Consider the following 19917-nt stretch of genomic DNA (forward strand, 5'->3'; position numbering starts at 1 on the left):
CATCCCGGCAACAGGAAGCGGTGGCACACACGACGGTGCGTGCCACCGCTTCACCATGCCGTCGTTGACAGGCCGACCTCCATATGAGAGCGGCTTCGCCGCATGTGAGCGGAAATTCGTAGCCCACTACGAAGTTCTGCTCACATGCCGCAGGCTCAATACGGCCGGTGGCCGGCCATCCGCTCGAGTCGCTCGATGCGGTCGGCCATCGGCGGGTGGGTGGCGAACAGTCGACCCGCCTTGTCGCCGATGCGGAACGGATTGGCGATCATCAGATGCGACTCGGCGGCCAAGCGCGGCTCGGGCGGCAACGGTGCCAATTGCACTCCCCGCTCGAGTTTGCGGAGCGCCGACGCCAGCGCCAGCGGATCGCCGGTCAACTCGGCTCCCGACTGATCTGCCTGGTACTCCCGCGAACGAGAGACCGCCAGCCGAACCAGAGTGGCCGCGATGGGCCCCAGCATCGACACCAGCAGCAACGCGAGCGGATTCGCTCCCCCGCTGCCGCGTCCACCGAAAACGTTGGCGAAGAAGGCCAGGTTGGCCAGGCCCGAAATGACAGCGGCCATCGCCCCGGCCACCGACGAGATCAGAATGTCGCGGTTGTAGACGTGCGAGAGTTCGTGACCGAGCACCGCTCGTAGTTCGCGCTCGTCGAGGATGCGCAGGATGCCCTCGGTGCAACACACCGCAGCGTTGCGCGGATTGCGTCCGGTGGCGAAGGCGTTGGGGTTGTCGGTGGGACTGACGTACAGCGCAGGCATGGGCTGATGAGCCGTCGTCGCCAACTCCCGCACGATCCGATACATCGCCGGCTGCTCGAGTTCGCTCACCGGCACCGCGTGCATCGACCGCAGCGCCATCTTCGCGCTGTTGAAGTACGCGTAGCCGTTGACGGCGACTGCCAACACGATGGAGCCGACGAGAATGGTCGCGTTACCGAACAGCGATCCGATGAAGACGATGAGCGCCGACATCCCGACCAGCAGGCCGAAAGTCTTCGCGCCGTTCGCGTAACCGTTCATCTCTGGAGTGCCTCCTCGTACCGGGTATCACTACCCGATCAACGAACACACCCCGAGCTGCGGTTCCCGGGTTGTCAGCCCACGCGTTCGACGGTGTAATTCACCAACCGGCCGAGTGCATCGTTGGCCGGTCCTTGCGGCAGCAGTGCGAGTTCTGCGTGTGCCCGAGCGGCGTATTCACCGAGAGTCTTCTTCGCCGAGACCATTCCGGGTGAACGCTGCAGCAGCTCCAGAGCCTCGGTGACCAGGGCGTCCTCGGTGACCGGACCGGCGAGGATCTCGCGGAGGCGATCACCGTCGGCACCTTCCTCGCGTAGCGCGAAGAGCACCGGCAGAGTGTGTACGCCCTCCCGCAGGTCGGTGCCGGGAGTCTTGCCGGACTGCTCGGTGGCCGAGGAGATGTCGATGATGTCGTCGGAGATCTGGAAGGCGGTACCGACGGCGTCGCCGAGGCGCTCGAGGCGTCCCACATGTTCCGCGTCGCCGCCGCTGAAGGTTCCGCCGAAGCGTCCGCACGAGGCGATGAGCGAACCGGTCTTCTCCCACACGACCTTCAAGTAGTGCGCGACGGGATCGTCGGTGCTCTTGGCTCCGATGGTTTCGCGCATCTGACCGGTGACCAGTTCGGCGAAGGTCTCGGCGATGATTCGGACGGCGTCGGGTCCGAGCGTGGACACCAGACGAGACGCATGCGCGAACAGGTAGTCGCCCGCGAGGATCGCCACACTGTTGCCCCAGCGTGAGTTCGCGCTCTCGGCACCTCGACGCATCGACGCCTCGTCCATGACGTCGTCGTGATAGAGCGTCGCCAGATGAACCAGTTCGACGACCGTGGCCGCGGTGACGATCGCCGGATCGGTCGGCGACGGTCCCAGCTGGCCGGTGAGCACGGTGAACAGGGGCCGGAATCGCTTCCCGCCGGCCTTGGCCAGGTGCAGCGCGGCCTCTGTGAGGAACTCCTCACCGTCGGAGAGTTCACTGATCATCAGTTCTTCGACGCGTGCGAGGCCGTCGGCGACGGATCGCGCGAGCTCCGGGTCACCCAGGTCGACTCCGGCAACGACCGTTGCTACGGCAGCGTCGTCTGTACTCACGATGTTGGTCCCTGTCCTGTCGTCGACATGCCGGCGGCAGCGGCGGAGCGCCGCTGCTCGCCTTCTACCGTAGTGAACCTAGCGTGCACACCGGTGGGACGGTGTCACCGACCACAGGTGACGCTTCACTCACCGAGGTTGCCGGAGATGACTTCCAGCGTCGCAGCCATCGCTGCCGACGCCCGGTCGCCCAATGTGTCGGTCAGTGCAGCCATCAGACCTTCCAGCAAGATCACGTGCGGAATTCTGCTGGTGACGGCGAGTTCGCGCTGGAAGCTGAGGTCGCGCATGCCCACCACCAGCGCAATGTCCGACGCGGCCGCCAGGGTCGAGCGAGCGAACGACGTCACCGACACCACGGTGGCCCCGCGTTCACGAGCGGCCTGCGCGGCCTTGGTCGATGCGCTCGTGGCACCCGATCCGCTGATGATCAGGGCGACGTCACGATCGGTGAGCAGCCGGACGGCGACCTGCTGGGCGATCGAGTCGGTGGGTGCGTGCGAGCGCAGACCCAGCGAGCGCATCCTGGCGTCGGTATCGGCGGCCAGCGCCGCCGAGAGTCCGTTGCCGATGACCACGATGGACTCGGCACCGGCGAGTGCCGCCACCGCACGAGTGACGTCCTCGGTGGTCAGCAGCGCCGTCATCGCTGCGATGGAATCACCGACGTGGGCGAAGGTCTCCGTCACGATCGCGAACGGACCGTCGGCCGACCGCTCCTGCGCTGGTAGCGCCCGAGCCGCATCACGCGCGAGCAACACCCGCAGCTGCTGATAGCCGCCGAAGCCGAGACTCTGGCACGTACGCACCACCGACGCCCGCGACGCCCCGGCCGCATCGGCGACCTGCTGAGAGGACATCTCGACGATGTCGGCGGGCCGTTCGAGAAAGACCTCGGCGACGGCCCGTTCGGCCGGCAGCAACGACGGAATGATCGATCGGATGTGCGGCACGACTCCACCGGGCGCGAGATCCATGCTCATATCTTGCGCGATCCGCGCCAGCCCCACTGCCCGTCGATTATGCGGCGACGCACCTGCCCGGAGATCTGGTCGATGATCACGGTGATGACCACGACGACGATGAGCAGCATGCCGACCGCGCCCCATTGCCGGTACTGCACGTTGTCGACCAACATGCTGCCGATGCCGCCTGCACCGATCAGACCGAGGATGGCCGACGCGCGGACGTTGATCTCGAAGCGATAGAGCCAGAAGGCGAACACCTCGGGTGCGACGTCGGTCCACAGTCCCCACCGCACGATCTGGGCCGTGGACCCACCTGCCGCCCTGGCCGCCTCGATCGGACCCTTCTCCGCGCCCTCGATGGCCTCGTATCCCCATTTGCCGAGGGTGCCGACCGAGCCGATGGCGATGGCGAGCGCGCCGGTGAAGGCGGTGAGGCCGGTGACCGACAGGATGAGAATGGCGATGACGACCTCGGGCACTGCGCGAATGACGGCGAACACGATGCGCAGCGGCCATCGCAGCCAGAGCGGCCCGATGTTCGCGGCGGCGAGGAAGCTCAGCGGAAACGACACGACGATGCCGAGCACCGTTCCGAACCACGCCATCTGCACCGATTCGATGGTGGCCGAGACGGCCTTGCCGAGCGCCGAGACGTCCGGCGGCACGAACATCAGTCCGGCGTAGCGCACCAGGTTCTGCGGCAGGTCAAGCAACCTGTCCCAGCGAATCTCGATGCCGTACAACGACAGTGCGAACACGGCGACGATCCCCACCCACACAGTGGTGCGCAGTGGGTTGCGTGGTTTGCGCGGCCGAGCCGGACTGGCCCGGGTGGTGCGGTCGATGACGGTCATCCGATCAACTTCCTACGAGCCCAGGACGAGAGCAGTTCCAACGCCAGGACGATGACGAGAATCTCGAGGATGATGAGACTGAGCTGGTGGTACTTGTAGAAGGTTCGAACGTTGTCGATGAGCATGCCGAGACCGCCTGCACCGACCAGTCCGATCACCGCCGAGGCGCGCACGTTCAACTCCAACGTGTAGAGACCCTGCGAGACGAAGGCCGGAAAGATCTGCGGCGCAACGGCACTGCGGTCGGCCGCGATCCAGCTGCCACCCGCAGCGAGGGCCGCTTCCTGCGGTCCACGATCGACCGAGTCGAGTGCTTCGGAGACGAGCTTGACGATGATCCCGACGTTGAACACGACCAGCGCCAGAATTCCCGACAGCGCGCCGGTGCCGACCACTGCGACCAGCACCGCGGCATACAACAGATCCGGCACGGCGCGAACGACATTCATGATTCCGCGCACAACGGTCAGGGGCGGCCGGTTCGGGTTGGTCACCCGAGAGGCCGCGAAACTCAACGGGAACGAGATCGCGGCACCGATTGCGGTCGCGATGACGGCCATCTGCAGGGTCTCGAGGATGGCGTCGACGGTTTCGGGGAAGAACCAGTAGTCCGGCTGCATCAATTGGATCAGCTTGTCGGTGGCGTTGCCCCAGTTGTCGATGATGTCACCCAGGTCGGCACCGACACCGACGCCCGCCCAGATCGTGATGAGCGCGATGACAGCAAGCACCACAACGGTTTTCCATGCCGAACGCGGCTTCACCGGCCGGGTAGAAAGGGAAGCGCTCACAGCTCTGCCTTGGCTTCCAGCACGTCCTCGGCGGTCAGCGAGCGGCCGTAGATGCTCTCGAACACTGCTTCGTCGGCGTCGCGGCCATGGCCGTCGAACACGATCTTGCCGTCGCGCAACCCGATCAACCTGTCACCGTAGCGCCGGGCGAGGTCGAGGAAGTGCAGGTTGACCACCACGGTGATGCCGAGTTCTGCGTTGATGCGCTGCAGGTCTCGCATGACGACGTGCGAGGTCGGCGGATCGAGCGAGGCCACCGGTTCGTCCGCGAGGATCACCCGCGGTTGTTGCGCCAATGCCCGGGCGATCGCGACACGTTGCTGCTGACCGCCGGAGAGCGACGACGCCTTCTCGTAGGCCTTGCCCACGATCTCGACGCGCTCGAGCGCCTGCATTCCCAATTCGGAGTCCTCGGCGGACCAGGCACCGAGCAGCGTGCGCCACATCGGTGAGCTGTGCAGCCGGCCCATCATCACGTTGTTGAGGACGCTGGTGCGCTTGGCGAGGTTGAAGCCCTGGAAGATCATTCCGATATCGCCGCGTAGATCGCGCAATCCCCTGCTGCTCAGGGTGTTCACGGCGCGATCACCGACGGTCACGGTGCCGGTGGTGACCGGAACAAGACCGTTGATGGTACGAATCAGCGTGGACTTTCCTGCGCCGGACAAGCCGACGACGGCAACCATCTGACCCGCCGGAATATCCAGAGTCACGCCGTCGAGCGCGGTGTGGCCGCCCGCGTAGGTGACCGAGACGTTGTCGAATGCGATGCCGTCGCCGCTCATTCGATCAGTTCCCCAGGCCGATGGAGTCCGCCTCGGTCTGCGCCTGCTGCAGCGCAGCGGGGTCGGCCTTGTCGAGCCCGGTGATCTGGTAGATCGCCGTCAGGGCCTCGACGCCCTCGGGGGTGGACGCGTAATCTTCCATCGCGTCCGAGATGCGCTGCTGCAGATCGGGGCTCAGCGAGCTACTGATCGAGACACCGTCGTTGGGGATCTCGTTGGTCAGTGCGAAGACCACCAGATTCTCCGCCACATCGGGAGTGTCGGCGACGACGGTTTCACGGGCGTCCCAGAACGACACGCCCACTTCGTCGTCGCCGTTGTTCACCGACAGCACTGCCGCCGGGTGCGAGGTGACCTGCGTCAGGTCCAGATCGGTGGTGGAGTCGATACCGGCCTCTTTCAATGCAGCGGAGGGGAAGACGAATCCGGCGGACGACGCGGACTGCAACATGACGGTCTTGGCACCGTTCATCTTGCTCAGCGAGTCCAATCCGGCCGGGCCCGTGCCGCTTTCGGTTCCGTTGCAGTACAGCAGACCGTTGGCTCCCGTGACGGGAGCGTCGTCGCAGTACTTGTCGGGATTGTTGGTGTAGAACTGCGCGGCGTAGGTGGTCTTGCCCTTGCGCACGGTCTGCAGCGCCGGCTCGGCTCCGTACTTGTTGCAGGCCTGCACCATCTGCAGTGGCGGCAGCATGCCGATCTGCGCCTGGTCGGCACCGATGGCCTCCACCGCCGCCTGGTAGTCCTGGGTGATGACGCCGCGGACCGGGATGCCGAGGCGCTCGGTGAGTGCGTCCTGCAGCGGCTTGACGGTTTCGACGAGCTTGTTGGCGTCGCCCGAGGGGACGAGTGCCAGCGTCAGCTCCGACGGGTCGGCAGCATCTGCAGAGCTGGACCCGGTGCAGGGCGACGCCGCCGAGGATTCGGTGGTGGACTCGTCGCGGGCTCCGCACCCGGCGAGCGAGGCGGTGAGCAGTCCGGTGGCGACCACCGCGAGCAAGGGAGTGCGGATTCTCATGACTGTCCTTCGTGGGTGAGTGCGAATGCTGCTGGATCGGTTGACCATTCGAGGAGTTCGTCGTACATCGCCGGAAATGTCGTGGCGGAGAACGTCGCCTCCGGGCGAGGGTGACCATGGCGGTCGATGTAGGCGGTGACGGCACCGCGACGATGCGGTGCGTCGAGGTCGTTGCGCCAGATGTCGCCGACGCTGGCCAGTAGGTGCGGTGCTCGCGTGCCCAGTAGGGAGTCCACGAGCGCAGGCATTTTCTCGGGCTTTCCTGCATCGGTGACGACTCGACCGATACGCGCGGTCAGACCGAGCCGGTCGAGTGCTTCCACCACGCCGCGTCGCGGAGCGTTGGTGGCCAGAACCACGTCGGCGCAGGCGCGATCGAGAAAATCCGCCAGCCCGGCCGGTGCCCACACCTCGAGCCCACCTGCGGCCAGGTGCTCGCGGGACTGCGCGTAGGCGGCGGCGAGAACGGCAGCGTCCACTCCCACCGACAGCTGCTGGACGGCGGAGTAACCGTCGAGGTACTCCCCCACTCCGCGCTCGAAAAATGCCGTCAACCCGGCACGGAGAGTTGCGGCGGAGATGCGGTCGAGAGATTCGGCCACCGCGTCGGCGTAGGCCCAGACCGGGTCGTCACCGAGGCAGACGGTGCCGTCGAAGTCGAGGAGGAGGATCGGTTGGTGCACGTGAGAGACGCTAGACCCGCCATGAACGATCCGTCCATAGATTCTGAATCTATGAAACAAGCGTTCACACGGCGTTAACCGGAGCCCCTTCACGGCACCGAGTCGCTCCGGTCGGGATACTGGAACACGTGAGCACTCCCCACCCCGTCCCACCCACCGCGACCGACGTTCTGGTCGTGGGCGCGGGCCCCGCAGGATCGTCCGCTGCGGCATGGGCCGCGCGATCCGGCCGCGACGTCGTCCTGGCCGACGCGGCCGTCTTCCCCCGCGACAAGACGTGCGGTGACGGGTTGACGCCACGTGCCGTCGCCGAGCTCGATCAGTTGGGTCTGGGCGAGTGGGTGCGTAGCAAAGCGCGCAACCGGGGACTGCGACTGAGCGGATTCGGCCAGGAACTACAACTCGAGTGGCCGAGCAGATCGCTGCCGACCATCGGAAGTGCAGTTCCCAGAACCGAATTGGACGACAGGATTCGCGTCGCCGCGGTCGACTCCGGGGCCGTCATGGCCGAGGGAGCCAAGGCTGTCGCCGTCACCCGTAACGGGAATTCGGTCCGTTCTGTCACACTCCAGACCGCCGCCGGATCTCAGGAGATCTCCTGCCGCACACTAATCGTCGCCGACGGTGTCCGGTCCACTCTGGGCAAGCAACTCGGGCGACAGTGGCATCGCGACACCGCATTCGGCGTCGCGGCTCGCGCCTACATCGACTCGGGCCGCAGCGACGACGAGTGGATCAGCTCGCACCTCGAATTGCGTGATGCCGCAGGCACTCTGCAGCCCGGCTACGGCTGGGTCTTCCCGCTGAACGACGGGACCATCAACATCGGCGTCGGCACCTTGGCCACCGCCAAGCGGCCCGCACCCGGAGCGCTGCGCCCGCTTCTCGACCTCTACACCCACCAGCGACGCGGCGAATGGGACCTCAGCGGGGAGCTGCGCTCGGTGGCGTCGGCGCTGCTGCCGATGGGCGGAGCGGTCTCGGGAATCGCAGGCACCAACTGGGCCATCATCGGTGACGCCGCAGCCTGTGTGAACCCGCTCAACGGCGAGGGCATCGACTACGGACTCGAAGGCGGCCGCATGGTCGTCGACCTACTCGATCACCCCGACCTCACCGACGCCTGGCCGAGTCTGCTGCGCGAACACTACGGACAGGCGTTCTCCGTCGCTCGACGCCTCGCCGGGCTACTCACCGTGCCGAGGTTCCTACCCGCTGCCGGACCGGTGGGTATGCGCTCGCGGGCGCTGATGAAAGTCGCCGTCCGCTGCATGGGCAACCTCATCACCGACGCCGACAGCGACCTCGTCGCGCGCACCTGGCGGGCGTCGGGAAGCGGGTCACTGAAAATCGATTCCCGGCCGCCGTTTTCGTGAGTCAGGTCAGGGTCGAGTTGCCTTGTGCAGCGCGACGATTCCGCCGGTGAGGTTGCGCCACTGCACGTCGGTCCAGCCGGCGTCGGCGATTCGCTGTGCCAGTTGTTCCTGCGTGGGCCAGGCACGGATGGACTCGGCGAGGTAGACGTACGCGTCGGGGTTACTGCTCACCGCGCGAGCGACTTTCGGTAGCGCCTTCATCAGGTACTCCATGTACACGGTGCGGAACGGACCGAACACCGGCGTGGAGAATTCCGAGACGACGAGCCTGCCGCCGGGCTTGGTGACGCGAGCGATCTCGCGCAGTCCGGCGTCGAAGTCGGAGACGTTACGGAGACCGAAAGAGATGGTGGCGGCATCGAAGCTGGCGTCGGCGTAGGGCAGTGCCATCGCGTCGCCTGCGACCATCGGCACACCTCGCTGCAAGCCGGCCTGCAACATGCCCTTGGAGAAATCGGTGGCCACGCACCAGGCTCCGCTGCGACCGAGTTCGACGGTGGAGACGCCGGTGCCTGCAGCGAGATCGAGTACCCGCTCACCGGGTTTGAGATCGAGGGCGCGCCGAGTCAGTTTGCGCCAACTGCGGTCCTGCCCGAACGACAGAACCGTGTTGGTGATGTCGTATCGACGGGCGACGCCGTCGAACATCGACGCCACCTCATGGGGCTCTTTTGCCAGGGTTGCGCGTGATGTCTGGGCCACGCAGTCCAGACTACTCAAGCAATCTTTTGCACCCGCGGAGCTGTGATGCCTTGCACGTCGTAGTAGTGCGAGATCAGCTCGTCGCAGATGGCAGGCCAGGTTCGGTGCAGCACCGATTTGCGGGCTGCGTCACCGAATCGCGCCCGGGTGGTGGGTTCGGCGAGGGCTCCGACGGCACTGGGCAGCAGCTCCGTGAACTTGTCGACCGGCAGCAGGTATCCGTTGCGGCAGTGCGAGACCAGATCGCGCGGGCCCCCGGCGTCGGGTCCGATGACGGGAACGCCACTGGCGAGGGCTTCTTGTACTGCCTGGCAGAAGGTTTCGTGTTCGCCGGGGTGGACGAAGATGTCGAAGCTGGCGTAGGCCCGAGCGAGTTCGTCGCCGCCGAGTTGTCCGGTGAAGATCGCGCCGGGCATCAGGGTCTGCAACGCCGCAGTGTCGGGTCCGCCGCCGACGATCACCAGCTGGATCGACGGGTCGGTGGCCAGTACGGCGAGCCGCTCGACGTGCTTTTCCGGGGCGAGCCTGCCGACGAAGCCGACGATCAGTTTGTCGCCGGCTCCCCACTGGTCGCGAAGGGTGGCCGACGCGGCCGAAGGCGCGAATCGGACGGCGTCGACTCCTCGCGCCCACCGGTGCACGCGCGGGATGCCGTGCAACTCCAACGCATCGACGGCCGAGGTGGACGGTGCCAGGGTGCGGGCCGCGCCGCGGTGCAGTCTCCTGGTCCAGCGCCATGCGGCTTTCGAGGTGAGGCCCAGGCCGTAGCTGGCGGCGAATCCTGCGACGTCGGTCTGGTAGACGGCGACCGCGGGCACGTCCAGTCGGTTGGCGGCGGCGAGACCGCCCGCTCCGAGCAGGAACGGTGACGCCAGATGCACAACGTCGGGGGCGAAGGCACGCATCGCCGAGACCATGCCGAGGCCCGGAACACCGACGGGCAGCGAACTGACCTTGGGGACCATGAGCGACGGCACCCGGTGCACCGGAACGTCGTCGTGCCACGTCGCGGCTCTGGGGCCGGACGGATTGTCCGGGGCGATGACGATGGCGTCGTGGCCCGTCTTGTCGAGGTGTTCGAGGACACGGATCACCGAGTGGGTGACGCCGTTCATGTTGGGCAAGAACGATTCCGCAACGATGGCTACTCGCACGATCCTCAGTGTGGGCGGCCCCGCAGTCGGCCAGGTATGGACAACGTTACGTGTGGGCCAACGTCACACGAATTGCGCGAGCACCCACGACGGATTCGGGTTGGTGCGGTGTTCGGAGCCCACGAACACCGTCGGAACGGTCTCGTTGCCGTCGTTGACCGACCGAACCCGCGCGGCCGCAGCGTTGAATGGTCGTTCCGCAGGCTCCACTCCTGCCGGATCCTTGCGGATATTCATCCACACGGCTTTCTTTCCGCGCAGCAGCAGCGCTACCCGCAACCGCAGGCAGAAGATGCATCCGGGACGCCAATAGATCAGCGGCACCGATCTCTTTGTCGCCTGAATGCGCGAGGCGTCGTCGGACAAAGAACGCGGGTAGAGCACCGGCGTCGTCAGGACCAGAACGAACACGACGGCGAGCACCATCACCACGATCGAGGACGCGATGTTGCCGAAGCTCACCAACGCGAACCCGGCCACCGCGGCGAGAGCAGCGATGCCCCACTGCTTGGCATTACGCATTCTGGGCCTCCTTGCGACGTAACCAGAACAGCACCGGGCCGGCGATCAGCCAGGTGACGACGATGACGGATCCAGCCGGAACGATAGCGACGGTGGCGTCGCGGCCCGCGACGCGAACCAGCTCGACGTCCGGGTCGGCCTTGTAGTACTCGACCTCGATGCGTTGACCGGCGATGAGGTTGGTGGGATACAGCACGCCGAGCGCCGGGTTGTGTGTCACGCCGTCGGGGGTGATGAAGCTGACGGCCGAGCGCAACTTGCCCGCGGACAGCACCTCGGCCGTGGCGGTGCCCTTGTCGGAATCGATGGTGACGTCGTTGCGCCATGCTCCGACCACCAGAAGCACGGCAAGGACCGAAATCGCAATGGCGACCACGAACACGACCAGCCGGGTCCTGTACAGCGTTCGGCTGGCTCTGTCGGTATCGGTCACAGCGATCAGGTTACTTCGCAGCCGATGCGAGTCCGCTCGGGTAGCGTCTGCACTCATGTCGCGCAGCTTCGAGTTCACCGTCGAATCGTCCAATCCCCCCGCTGACGTGCATGCAGCACTCACCAGCGAGGACCAGTGGCAAGCGCGCTTCGCCAAGGCGAAGAAGACGGACGGGTACGAGCTGACCAAGCACGACGACGGCGGCCTGACCGTCGACATCTCCGAAGAGGTCGGCACCTCGGAACTCCCCGGCTTCGTCACGAAGGTGATCAAGGGAAAGCTGATCGTCTCGCGCACCGATCACTGGGGACCACTCGAAGGCGACCGGGCCGAGGGGACACTGACCGGCGGCACCACCGGATTGCCCGCGAAAGTGAAAGGCACCCTGTCGTTGCGACCCAACGGCACCGGCGCGAAACTGATCGTCAAGGGTGACTCGACCGTGAAAATCCCCATCGTGGGCGGCAAGATCGAGGACCTGATCAACAAGATGATCAAGGACATGATCGATCAGGAAACCGGCCAGACCCTCGAATGGGTTGCGGCGCAACAGGGTTAGCAAGTCCGTCGGCCTCGGCCTGCAATTTACGCTCCACTTCAGGACCCGAAACCGAGGAACCCCCGGGCCGCATTCTGGAGTGGAGCATCCGCTGCGACAGGACGTCGGCGCATTCGGACCGCCATATACTTTGATGACCTCGGCTGTCGCGGCCAAAACCGATCCCGACGTCATCTATCGATCCAGGTCCACCGAAACCCTCAGGGCGGAGGTGGCTCAGGCTGCTCTGCGACTCGTTTCCACTCCGTAGCCGTGATCTCGTAGAACACCTCGCCACGGTCCGCGCCGGGCAGCGGGTCAGTCCATTCGCGGGCTTCCGTACGGACGTGACGCATCCCGATCCTGCGCATCACCCCTCGTGACGCGAGGTTGACCGCCATCGTCTCCGCCCAAATATTCTGCAGCCCAATTGTATTGAATCCGTGGTCTAGAAGCAGCAACGCGCCCTCGGTCGCCAGACCCTGCCTCCAGCGTCGACGCAACGGGGTCCCCAGAATTCATCGATCTCGGCAGACGTCCGGGCTCTACCGAGAAGAAACTCCATCACCACGGGGTCCGAGTCCAGGCCATGCAACAGGGGCAGGTGATGCGCTGCCATCGGGTGAAGCGCGATCCTGGGAGATCTCAGCACGGAGCGCGATACACCGTCACGACACAGACTTTCGAAACACGATCGCGCCCCGGATATGTCCGGGCGGAGTCTCATCGACATCGACGATCCGGTAGCCGGCTCGCTGGTACAAATCGATGTTCCGGCTGCTTCGCGCGCCAGTGAACAACTCGAAGGTCGATGCTTCCGCGGGCGCTAGTCGCTCGCACTCGTCGAGGAGTCGCCGACCGAGGCCGCGCCCCGCGAGGTCCGGTGCCACCATGACTCGGCCGATCTCCCAGGTGTGGCCAACCAATCGGCCTCGAACAGCGCCGACCAACCGATGGCCGTCACGCACGATCGAGACGTTCCATTCGTCGATCCACAGCTTCACTTCGTCGAGGGTCTCGCGAAGCGGCGGGATGTCGAGAGTCTCGTTCGCAAACGCTTCCTGAACCCAACAACAACGCTGCAGAACAAGCAGTTCGGCCGCATCTCCCTAAGTGACGCCGGCCAGTTACTCGGCGTCGGAAGGACAACGCTCAGCGAGAACCATCAGCCACTGTTGCCCGCCGCCGGACATCTCGGATGTGATCGATACCGACTCCCACACAGTCGGATCGAGGCGTGCGCGAACGTCCGGTTCCCGCCAGTACTTGAAGTAGCGCGGAAGATCGAGCTTTTCGTTACTCCATTCCTCGCCGTCGCCTTCTTTGAGGGTGAAAGCAAGCATCCCGCCGGGACGCAATGCCGCGGCTGCCTTGGCGATAACGGCATCGAACTGAAGCGAATTCAAATGCAGGAGGACAGCGTTGGCGAAGATGCCGTCGTACATCCCACCGAAAACGTCCGTGACGATGTCGAGCTTACGAGCCGAGTAACCGTCCCTCTCCATCATGTCGACGAAAGCCGCCGCCCCGTCGCTCCGCTCGACCCGAAGACCACTGCGCTCGAGCTCGGCTGCGTGCCAACCGGGTCCACTTCCGAGTTCGAGCACCAGACCCTCATCGACCTGAGCAGCGAACTCATCAATGAATGGCTGCCACGCCCGCGTCGAATCGCGTCTCGTTCGCTGAACGTACAAATCAGCAGCCGATTCGTAACTCGTAAGGGTTCTATTCACTCGTCAGCTCCTTCGTTCGGTCGACCGAGTTCTGTGATCAGGCCGCGAGAATCTGTTCACGAAGGATGTCGGCATGGCCGCAGTGATGGGCCAATTCCCTCAGCACCTGGAGATATACCCAGTGCACCGTACGAGGCCCGCTTCGATGACCTGTCACGACGGCATCGAGTGGCACGTCGGCTACCACCGCTCGAGCAGTTTCGCACGCCTGTCTGTGCGCCGCGATGACACCGTCGATGGTGTCATCGTCGTCGATGACGAAGGACTCTTCAGGACTGCGAACCAGACCCAGCGCAACCCTGGTCCCGCCCCCGATACAGTCCTCGAACCACACCCGCTGCATCCATGTCACATGCTTGAGCAATCCGAGAAGCGTTGTGGCCGAAGGGACCAGCCGTTCTCGTGCCTGCTCCTCGTTGAGACCATCGAGGGTTGCCTCGATCGCGATCCGGTAGTCCTCGATGAACGCCTCGAGCTGAGTACGATCATCGTCCACCAGTACCTTGAATGCACCCGTCACAGGCTTCCCTTCCCAGCGAAGATTCGGTCGGACACGTACACACGCCTTCTAGAGATGGGCGCGGATCGCCGCGTGCAGATCCCGCAATCCCGATCGCTCGGTGGTCACTTCCAGCACCCTGATTCCCGTGGCATGGCCGGTGAGTTCGGTTGCCAGATCGGCCAAGTCGACCAGTCGATGCTCCACGCGGTAGGCACCGCACAACGCACCGAGGTCCATGCCGTGGGGTGTGCCGAACACTCTCTCGAACACCCCCGCGTACTGCGGGTCGCCCTGTTCGAGGAGCTCGAAGATGCCGCCGCCGTCGTCGTTGGCGACCACGATCGTCAGGTCGTCGGGACGCGGTTCACCGGTGCCGATGAGCAGGCCCGCCGCGTCGTGCAGAAAGGTCAGATCCCCGAGAAGTGCCACGGTGCGCCGCTTTCCGGCCATCGCGGCACCGATGGCCGTCGAGACGGTGCCGTCGATACCGGCCACGCCGCGGTTGGAGAGAACCTTCACGTCCGGGTTCGGAGTTGCCACCAGGGCCGCGTCGCGCACGGGGTTGGACGCTCCGAGCACCAGCTGATCTCCGGGCTGCAACGCGGACATCACCACGTCGGCCACGTGCAGCCCCGTCGGCTTGGGATGCTCTCGAAGCTGTTCGTGCACAGCCAGTTCGGCCTTCTCGGACAGAGCGGCGCAGCGCGCGATCCAGGCCGGGTCGGGAGCTCCGGTGGTCACTGCGCGCGTGCCGGTGGCCAGGACATTGCCGGAGACGTCGGGCCAGCGCGGTCCGGTGGTGAGTGCGATGACGTCGACTGCGGGGTCGGCCAGCAGAGCCGAGACCTGGCGATGCAGCGTCGGTCGCCCGGTGATCACGGCCTGGCGCGGCTTCAGCTGCGCAAGAGCCAAGGGATGCAACGGGATTCCGTGCAGGGGTGCGGTCGGCTCGGCGACGGTCGGCAGCCCGGCCAGTTCAGGACGCACGGCACCGCCGTGACCGGAGACGACCACGGTGTCGACCGAGAGATCCAGTTCGACGGGCACGTCGAGTGTCGCCTGGGTGGTCGAGGTCCACGGCAAGCCGTCGGGCCTACCCTCCGGACGCGCGCCGGGGTCTCCGATCGCAGGCACCAGAGGCTCACGCAACGGGATGTCGAAGTGCACCGGCCCGGCGTTGCCGGAGCGTGCGCCGCGCGCTGCGGCGATGACACGCGAGACCGCACTGCGCCACTGACTGTTCTGCTTGGGCCCTTCCTCGGCGAGCCCGAGGCTGATCGTCGCGCGAACCTGAGATCCGAACAGGCCGAGCTGCTCGATGGTCTGGTTCGCACCGGTGCCGAGCATCTCGTACGGGCGGTTGGCGCTGATGACGATCAGCGGAATGCGGGCGTAGTTCGCTTCGAGAACCGCAGGCCCCAGATTGGCGACCGCGGTTCCCGACGTCATCACCACGGGAACGGGCTGACCGCTGCCCAGGCTCAGGCCGATGGCCAGAAAGCCTGCGGTTCGCTCGTCGATCCGCATGTGCAAGCGCAGGCGGCCGGCGACGTCTGCCTCCTGCAACGCGAAAGCCAACGGGGCGTTCCGCGAGCCGGGGCACAACACGACGTCTCGGATCCCGCTGCGCGCCAGTTCGTCGACGACTGCGGTGGCCTGTGCGGTGGACGGATTCACAGTTTCCAGAGTGTCAGACGCGTCGGTCGGACGCCGCAACCGGGCTTTGACAGTATGAAGGTGTGCGTACAGTCTTTCGGCCCGACGAGGTCGCTCCCGGTCGCTTCTACCAGCTCCTGACCGCTTCGGTGGTACCACGGCCCATCGCCTGGGTCTCGACCGTCTCGGCCGACGGTGTGGCGAACCTCGCGCCATACAGCTTCTTCACTGTCTCGTCGACTGTGCCGCCCGTCGTGCAGTTCACGTCGGTGACCCGCAAGGACAGTCTTCGCAATATCGAGGCCACCGGCGAGTTCGTCGTGAATCTGGCGACGGCACCGTTGGTGGATCAGGTCAACAGCAGCTCGGCGAGCTTCGATCACGGCGTCAGCGAATTCGAGGCCGTCGGGATCGAGAGCGAGCCCAGCACCGTCGTGACGCCACCGCGCGTCGCGGCCGCTCCGATCGCCATCGAGGCGAAGCTGCATCGCGTCGTGGAGGTGGGCAACTGCTTCGTCGTCATGGGCAACGTCGTCGCCCTGTCGGTGCGTCCCGAATTCCTCGCCGAGGACGGCCTCCCCGAGTTCGACGCCATCGCCCCGCTGAGCCGCCTCGGCCGTTCCGAGTGGGGGTTGCCGCCCGAGGTTCGTGAGATCGAGCGGCCTTCTTGATTCGCTGGTCGCTGCTGGTTCTCGTCACCGTCGGCCTGACCGTCGGCGCGGATGCTCTGGGGATTCCGTCGGCAGCACTGTTCGTCGCGCTGCTGGTGGCGGTGGTCTTCGCTCTCGCAGGCTGGGCACCGACCACGGGCACCGAGCGCGCTCCGCTGCCACGACGGCTCGGCATGGTGGCGCAGGCGGTGTTGGGCGTCGAGATCGGGACGCTGGTGCAGCAGGACACACTCAGCTCGCTCGGCGACGCCTGGTTGCCGGTGCTGCTGGCATGCGTCGGAACACTTCTGTTGTCCATCGCCGCGGGTGCATTGCTGGGACTGCGGAAGGACATCGATTCACTGACCGGTGCGCTGGCACTGGTGGCGGGCGGCGCGTCGGGCCTGGTGGCCATCGCCCAGGAACTCGGCGGCGACGAACGCGTGGTGGCGGTGGTGCAGTACCTGCGGGTCGTTCTCGTCACCACCACCTTGCCGCTGGTGGCGACGCTGGTGTTCAGTGCGCAGCCCGGTCAGTCGACGATGCTCGCAGATTCCGGAGCTCCGCTGTACGTGGACCTGGCCTTCGTGCTGGTCTGCGGCGGGGTGGGAGTCCTGCTCGCACTGGCGCTTCGCTTTCCCGCGCCTGCGTTGCTGGGGCCGCTGATCGCCGCCACGTGCGCCGACGTTGCCGGGGTGTCGTTCGACGCATCGGTTCCCACGTTGCTGCTGTGGGCGGCGTACATCGTGATCGGGTGGCAGGCGGGTCTGCGATTCACCGTCGCGAGTCTGAAGTCGATCTCGCGGGTGCTGCCCGCAGCGCTGATGTTGATCATCGCCGTCACGGTCGGCTGCGCGCTGCTCGGATTGTGGTTGGCCTCGGCAACGGGCACCAGCGGATACGAGGGCTACCTGGCGACCACCCCGGGCGGGGTGTACGCGGTGTTGGCCATAGCGGCATCGACCGGAGCGAACGTCACGTTCGTCGTGGCCGCGCAGATCATCCGAGTGTTCATGATGCTGTTCGCGGTGCCGATGGGAGCGAAGGTAGTCCAACACTATCGACGAGATCGACCCGAGTGAATCGACGCGACCCCATTCGTAGTTAGGGTCCACTAATCTCACCGGCATGGCCAAGTACCTCAAACCCGAGCACCCGGCGTTCTACCGTCTGCACGTTCTCGCAGCCGATCGGATCAGTTCCGGGTTCGTCAGAATCACCCTCGGGGGCGAGTCGCTCTCGAACTACCGGTACATGGGATACGACCAGTGGTTCCGCCTGTTCCTGCCGCAACCCGGCCAGCGCGAACCCCGCATCCCCAGCTCGACCTCCAAACTCTGGTACGCCCAGTATCTGACCTTCTCCAAGGACACCAAGCCGGTGGTCCGCAACTACACCGTCCGCAACTACCGGCCCGCAGGCCAGGGCACGTTCAGCGAGGGTGCGGAGATGGACGTGGACTTCGTCGTACACGGCGGCGAACACGGCGGTGAAGCAGGTCCAGCGTCGTCGTGGGCTGCGCACGCCGTTCCCGGGGACCGCGTCGCGATTCTCGACGAGGGACGCATCTACAACCCGGACATCGAGACCCCATGGCAACTGCTCGTCGGCGACGAGAGTGCAGCTCCGGCGATTCTCGGAATACTGCGATCCTCGCCCGAGGACCTGCGGGCCGTGGTGTTCATCGAAGTCCCCACCGAGGCCGACGTCCAGGATCACCACGTGCCGCCGGGCGTCGAGCTGAATTGGATCGTGCGCCCCAACTCGCACGCCAAGCCCGGTGATGCGGCGCTGGCCGCCGTGCAGAAAGCCGAACTTCCCGGCGGCACCCCGTTCGTCTACGTGGCGGGCGAGCAGGGCTTGGCGACGGGCTTGCGCAGATACCTGGTGAACGACCGCGCAGTGCCGAAATCCAGCATCTGCTTCACCGGATACTGGAAGTTCGGTAAAGCCGCCGGATAGCACTGGATTAGTGTCATCTCACATGTCCGGCTTGGGAAAAGGTCACACGGTCGTCACCGACTCGGTAGATGTAGACAGCGCGTCGTTCGCCTCGCTGCGCGCCCGTCCTCTCCCCCGCGCCGAACGCTACGAACTGGGTCGACGCCTACGCGAGAAGGTACCGATCGCCTCCCTGGGTGACTGGACCCCACCGGCGGATCGACCCGACCCGGTCAAGCAGATCGAATACTCGCACCAGGGCCGCATCGAATGGCTGATACCGACGCGCCTCGAGCGGATGGTCGAGTCCCCGTACGGATTTCTGCGGGGCACGGCCATCGTCATGGCTCGGGACGTGGCGATGCTGCCGTCGACCGGCATCAACCCGGTCATCAGTGGCGACGCCCACCTCGGCAATTTCGGCTTCTACGCCTCACCCGAACGCGACCTCGTCATCGACCTCAACGACTTCGACGAGGCCCACCCGGGTGCCTGGGAATGGGATCTACGACGCCTCGCCGCGAGCATCTGGGTGGCCGGGCGGCAGAACGGCCGCACCGAGGATCAGTGTCGCGACGCCGTCACCGCCTGTGTGTCCGCGTACCGAATCGAGGTGGCCAGACTTGCCGACGAGCCGCTGATGTCGCGTTCGTTCCAGCGTCTGACGGCCGAGAAGCTGCAGCGCGACGCCACCGAGGGGTCGTTGCGCAAGGAGATCAAACGCGCCACCAAGAAGGCGCGTCGACGCACCAGTGACCGCGTTCTGCCGCGTTTCACCGAGAAGCACGAGGGCAAGCGCAGAATCGTCGAGGAGCCGCCGATCACCACGCGCATCTCGGCGAAGGACGAGGAACTTCTCGCCGTCGGACTGGACGAGTATCTGCTCACCCTCACCCCACACTGGCGACGAGTGCTCGGTGGATACACGTTGATCGACGTGGCGCACCGCGTGGTCGGCGTCGGCAGCGTCGGCCTGCGGGCGTACGTGGCTCTGCTCGAGGGCACCAGCGAGGACGACGTCGTGTTTCTGCAGCTCAAGCAGGCCAGACGCTCCGTGCTTGCGCCGTACGTGCACGGCGAATCGGCCTGGCACGATCATCAGGGGCAACGCGTCGTCGAATATCAGCAGGATCTGCAAACCGTCAGCGATCCGCTCCTGGGCTGGACGACCATCGCCGGACGGCAGTACTACGTGCGGCAGTTCCGCAACATGAAGGGAACGATCGACCTGTCGTCGATCGATGCACCCGCGCTGGTCGACTACGCACGGGTGGTGGGCCGACTGCTGGCCAAAGGACATGCGCGCACCAGCGGCGCGTCGATGATCTCGGGATACACCGGCGATTCCGATCAGCTCGACGTCGCTTTGGGCCGATTCGCGCAGCTGTACGCGGATCAGACGGAAGCCGACTGGGAGCGATTGAGCGCTACGCGCATGTGAGCGGAACTTCGTAGTCCACTACGAGTTTCCGCTCACATGCGGCGAAGCCGC

Annotated in this window: 23 protein-coding genes; 6 read left to right on the plus strand and 17 right to left on the minus strand. The window is 65.6% G+C overall.

Annotated elements, in window-relative coordinates:
* Nucleotides 1–155: 155 nt before the first annotated feature.
* From htpX to AB0366_RS05050, 8 genes are all read right to left on the minus strand, one after another.
* Complete coding sequence (gene htpX, locus AB0366_RS05015) at nt 156–1025, minus strand: zinc metalloprotease HtpX (RefSeq protein WP_366242985.1); 870 nt, start codon at nt 1023–1025, stop codon at nt 156–158.
* 74 nt (nt 1026–1099) lie between these two features.
* Nucleotides 1100–2119 (minus strand): polyprenyl synthetase family protein, encoded by a 1020-nt coding sequence (locus AB0366_RS05020; RefSeq protein WP_008713814.1) that lies wholly within the window; start codon nt 2117–2119, stop codon nt 1100–1102.
* Nucleotides 2120–2244: 125 nt separating this feature from the next.
* On the minus strand, nt 2245–3096 hold the full coding sequence (locus AB0366_RS05025) for a MurR/RpiR family transcriptional regulator (protein ID WP_347871115.1): 852 nt from the start codon (nt 3094–3096) through the stop codon (nt 2245–2247).
* 2 nt (nt 3097–3098) lie between these two features.
* The gene (gene phnE / locus AB0366_RS05030) at nt 3099–3941 is read right to left on the minus strand and encodes a phosphonate ABC transporter, permease protein PhnE (RefSeq protein WP_128646713.1); all 843 of its coding nucleotides are present in this window, start codon (nt 3939–3941) and stop codon (nt 3099–3101) included.
* Nucleotides 3938–4732: a phosphonate ABC transporter, permease protein PhnE gene (gene phnE / locus AB0366_RS05035; RefSeq protein ID WP_347871116.1), complete on the minus strand. Its 795-nt coding sequence runs from the start codon at nt 4730–4732 to the stop codon at nt 3938–3940. The genes phnE (AB0366_RS05030) and phnE (AB0366_RS05035) overlap by 4 nt, the downstream gene beginning before the upstream one ends.
* On the minus strand, nt 4729–5517 hold the full coding sequence (gene phnC, locus AB0366_RS05040; protein ID WP_347871117.1) for a phosphonate ABC transporter ATP-binding protein: 789 nt from the start codon (nt 5515–5517) through the stop codon (nt 4729–4731). Before phnC ends, phnE (AB0366_RS05035) begins: the two co-directional genes overlap by 4 nt.
* A 4-nt stretch (nt 5518–5521) precedes the next feature.
* Entirely contained in the window at nt 5522–6535 is a 1014-nt protein-coding gene (gene phnD, locus AB0366_RS05045) for a phosphate/phosphite/phosphonate ABC transporter substrate-binding protein (protein WP_347871118.1), read from the minus strand.
* A complete protein-coding gene (locus AB0366_RS05050; RefSeq protein ID WP_347871119.1) occupies nt 6532–7218 on the minus strand; it encodes a hypothetical protein in 687 nt (228 codons plus the stop codon). Before AB0366_RS05050 ends, phnD begins: the two co-directional genes overlap by 4 nt.
* A gap of 128 nt (nt 7219–7346) precedes the next feature.
* On the opposite strand from AB0366_RS05050, the gene AB0366_RS05055 reads away from it, so the two are divergent.
* Nucleotides 7347–8594 (plus strand): geranylgeranyl reductase family protein, encoded by a 1248-nt coding sequence (locus AB0366_RS05055; RefSeq protein WP_347871120.1) that lies wholly within the window; start codon nt 7347–7349, stop codon nt 8592–8594.
* Between the two features lie 6 nt (nt 8595–8600).
* On the opposite strand, the gene AB0366_RS05060 is transcribed toward AB0366_RS05055, so the two are convergent.
* The 4 genes from AB0366_RS05060 to AB0366_RS05075 form a co-directional block, all read right to left on the minus strand.
* Nucleotides 8601–9296: a demethylmenaquinone methyltransferase gene (locus AB0366_RS05060; protein WP_082073920.1), complete on the minus strand. Its 696-nt coding sequence runs from the start codon at nt 9294–9296 to the stop codon at nt 8601–8603.
* Nucleotides 9297–9310: 14 nt separating this feature from the next.
* Entirely contained in the window at nt 9311–10450 is a 1140-nt protein-coding gene (locus tag AB0366_RS05065; protein ID WP_347871121.1) for a glycosyltransferase family 1 protein, read from the minus strand.
* A 63-nt stretch (nt 10451–10513) separates the two neighbouring features.
* The gene (locus tag AB0366_RS05070) at nt 10514–10972 is read right to left on the minus strand and encodes a glutaredoxin domain-containing protein (protein WP_347871122.1); all 459 of its coding nucleotides are present in this window, start codon (nt 10970–10972) and stop codon (nt 10514–10516) included.
* Nucleotides 10965–11405, minus strand: a complete 441-nt coding sequence (locus AB0366_RS05075) for a DUF3592 domain-containing protein (RefSeq protein ID WP_347871129.1) — start codon at nt 11403–11405, stop codon at nt 10965–10967. The genes AB0366_RS05070 and AB0366_RS05075 overlap by 8 nt, the downstream gene beginning before the upstream one ends.
* Before the next feature lie 55 nt (nt 11406–11460).
* Here AB0366_RS05075 and AB0366_RS05080 point away from each other — a divergent pair, with 55 nt between their 5' ends.
* A complete protein-coding gene (locus AB0366_RS05080; protein WP_347871123.1) occupies nt 11461–11964 on the plus strand; it encodes a DUF2505 domain-containing protein in 504 nt (167 codons plus the stop codon).
* Between the two features lie 200 nt (nt 11965–12164).
* Here the strand turns inward: AB0366_RS05080 and AB0366_RS05085 are convergent, their stop codons facing one another.
* The 5 genes from AB0366_RS05085 to menD form a co-directional block, all read right to left on the minus strand.
* Nucleotides 12165–12446 (minus strand): GNAT family protein, encoded by a 282-nt coding sequence (locus AB0366_RS05085; protein ID WP_366242986.1) that lies wholly within the window; start codon nt 12444–12446, stop codon nt 12165–12167.
* A 165-nt stretch (nt 12447–12611) separates the two neighbouring features.
* Nucleotides 12612–12947, minus strand: a complete 336-nt coding sequence (locus tag AB0366_RS05090; protein ID WP_366242987.1) for a GNAT family N-acetyltransferase — start codon at nt 12945–12947, stop codon at nt 12612–12614.
* 123 nt (nt 12948–13070) lie between these two features.
* Entirely contained in the window at nt 13071–13676 is a 606-nt protein-coding gene (locus AB0366_RS05095; protein WP_366242988.1) for a methyltransferase domain-containing protein, read from the minus strand.
* A gap of 37 nt (nt 13677–13713) precedes the next feature.
* The gene (locus tag AB0366_RS05100) at nt 13714–14196 is read right to left on the minus strand and encodes a DinB family protein (protein WP_366242989.1); all 483 of its coding nucleotides are present in this window, start codon (nt 14194–14196) and stop codon (nt 13714–13716) included.
* Nucleotides 14197–14244: 48 nt separating this feature from the next.
* A complete protein-coding gene (gene menD, locus AB0366_RS05105) occupies nt 14245–15855 on the minus strand; it encodes a 2-succinyl-5-enolpyruvyl-6-hydroxy-3-cyclohexene-1-carboxylic-acid synthase (protein WP_366242990.1) in 1611 nt (536 codons plus the stop codon).
* A gap of 62 nt (nt 15856–15917) precedes the next feature.
* Between menD and AB0366_RS05110 the strand changes: the two genes are divergently transcribed.
* From AB0366_RS05110 to AB0366_RS05125, 4 genes are read left to right on the plus strand one after another with little or no spacing between them, the layout of a single operon-like run.
* Nucleotides 15918–16505 carry a flavin reductase family protein gene (locus AB0366_RS05110; RefSeq protein ID WP_121873425.1) on the plus strand — a complete coding sequence of 196 codons (588 nt, stop codon included), beginning with the start codon at nt 15918–15920 and terminating at the stop codon, nt 16503–16505.
* Complete coding sequence (locus AB0366_RS05115) at nt 16502–17566, plus strand: AbrB family transcriptional regulator (protein WP_366242991.1); 1065 nt, start codon at nt 16502–16504, stop codon at nt 17564–17566. The genes AB0366_RS05110 and AB0366_RS05115 overlap by 4 nt, the downstream gene beginning before the upstream one ends.
* Nucleotides 17567–17612: 46 nt before the next feature.
* Nucleotides 17613–18446: a siderophore-interacting protein gene (locus tag AB0366_RS05120; RefSeq protein ID WP_149406686.1), complete on the plus strand. Its 834-nt coding sequence runs from the start codon at nt 17613–17615 to the stop codon at nt 18444–18446.
* A 22-nt stretch (nt 18447–18468) separates the two neighbouring features.
* A complete protein-coding gene (locus tag AB0366_RS05125; protein ID WP_149406685.1) occupies nt 18469–19866 on the plus strand; it encodes a DUF2252 domain-containing protein in 1398 nt (465 codons plus the stop codon).
* Nucleotides 19867–19917 lie beyond the last annotated feature (51 nt).

Origin of the sequence: Rhodococcus sp. NPDC076796, from assembly GCF_040702765.1 — a bacterium.
Taxonomy (GTDB): domain Bacteria; phylum Actinomycetota; class Actinomycetes; order Mycobacteriales; family Mycobacteriaceae; genus Rhodococcoides.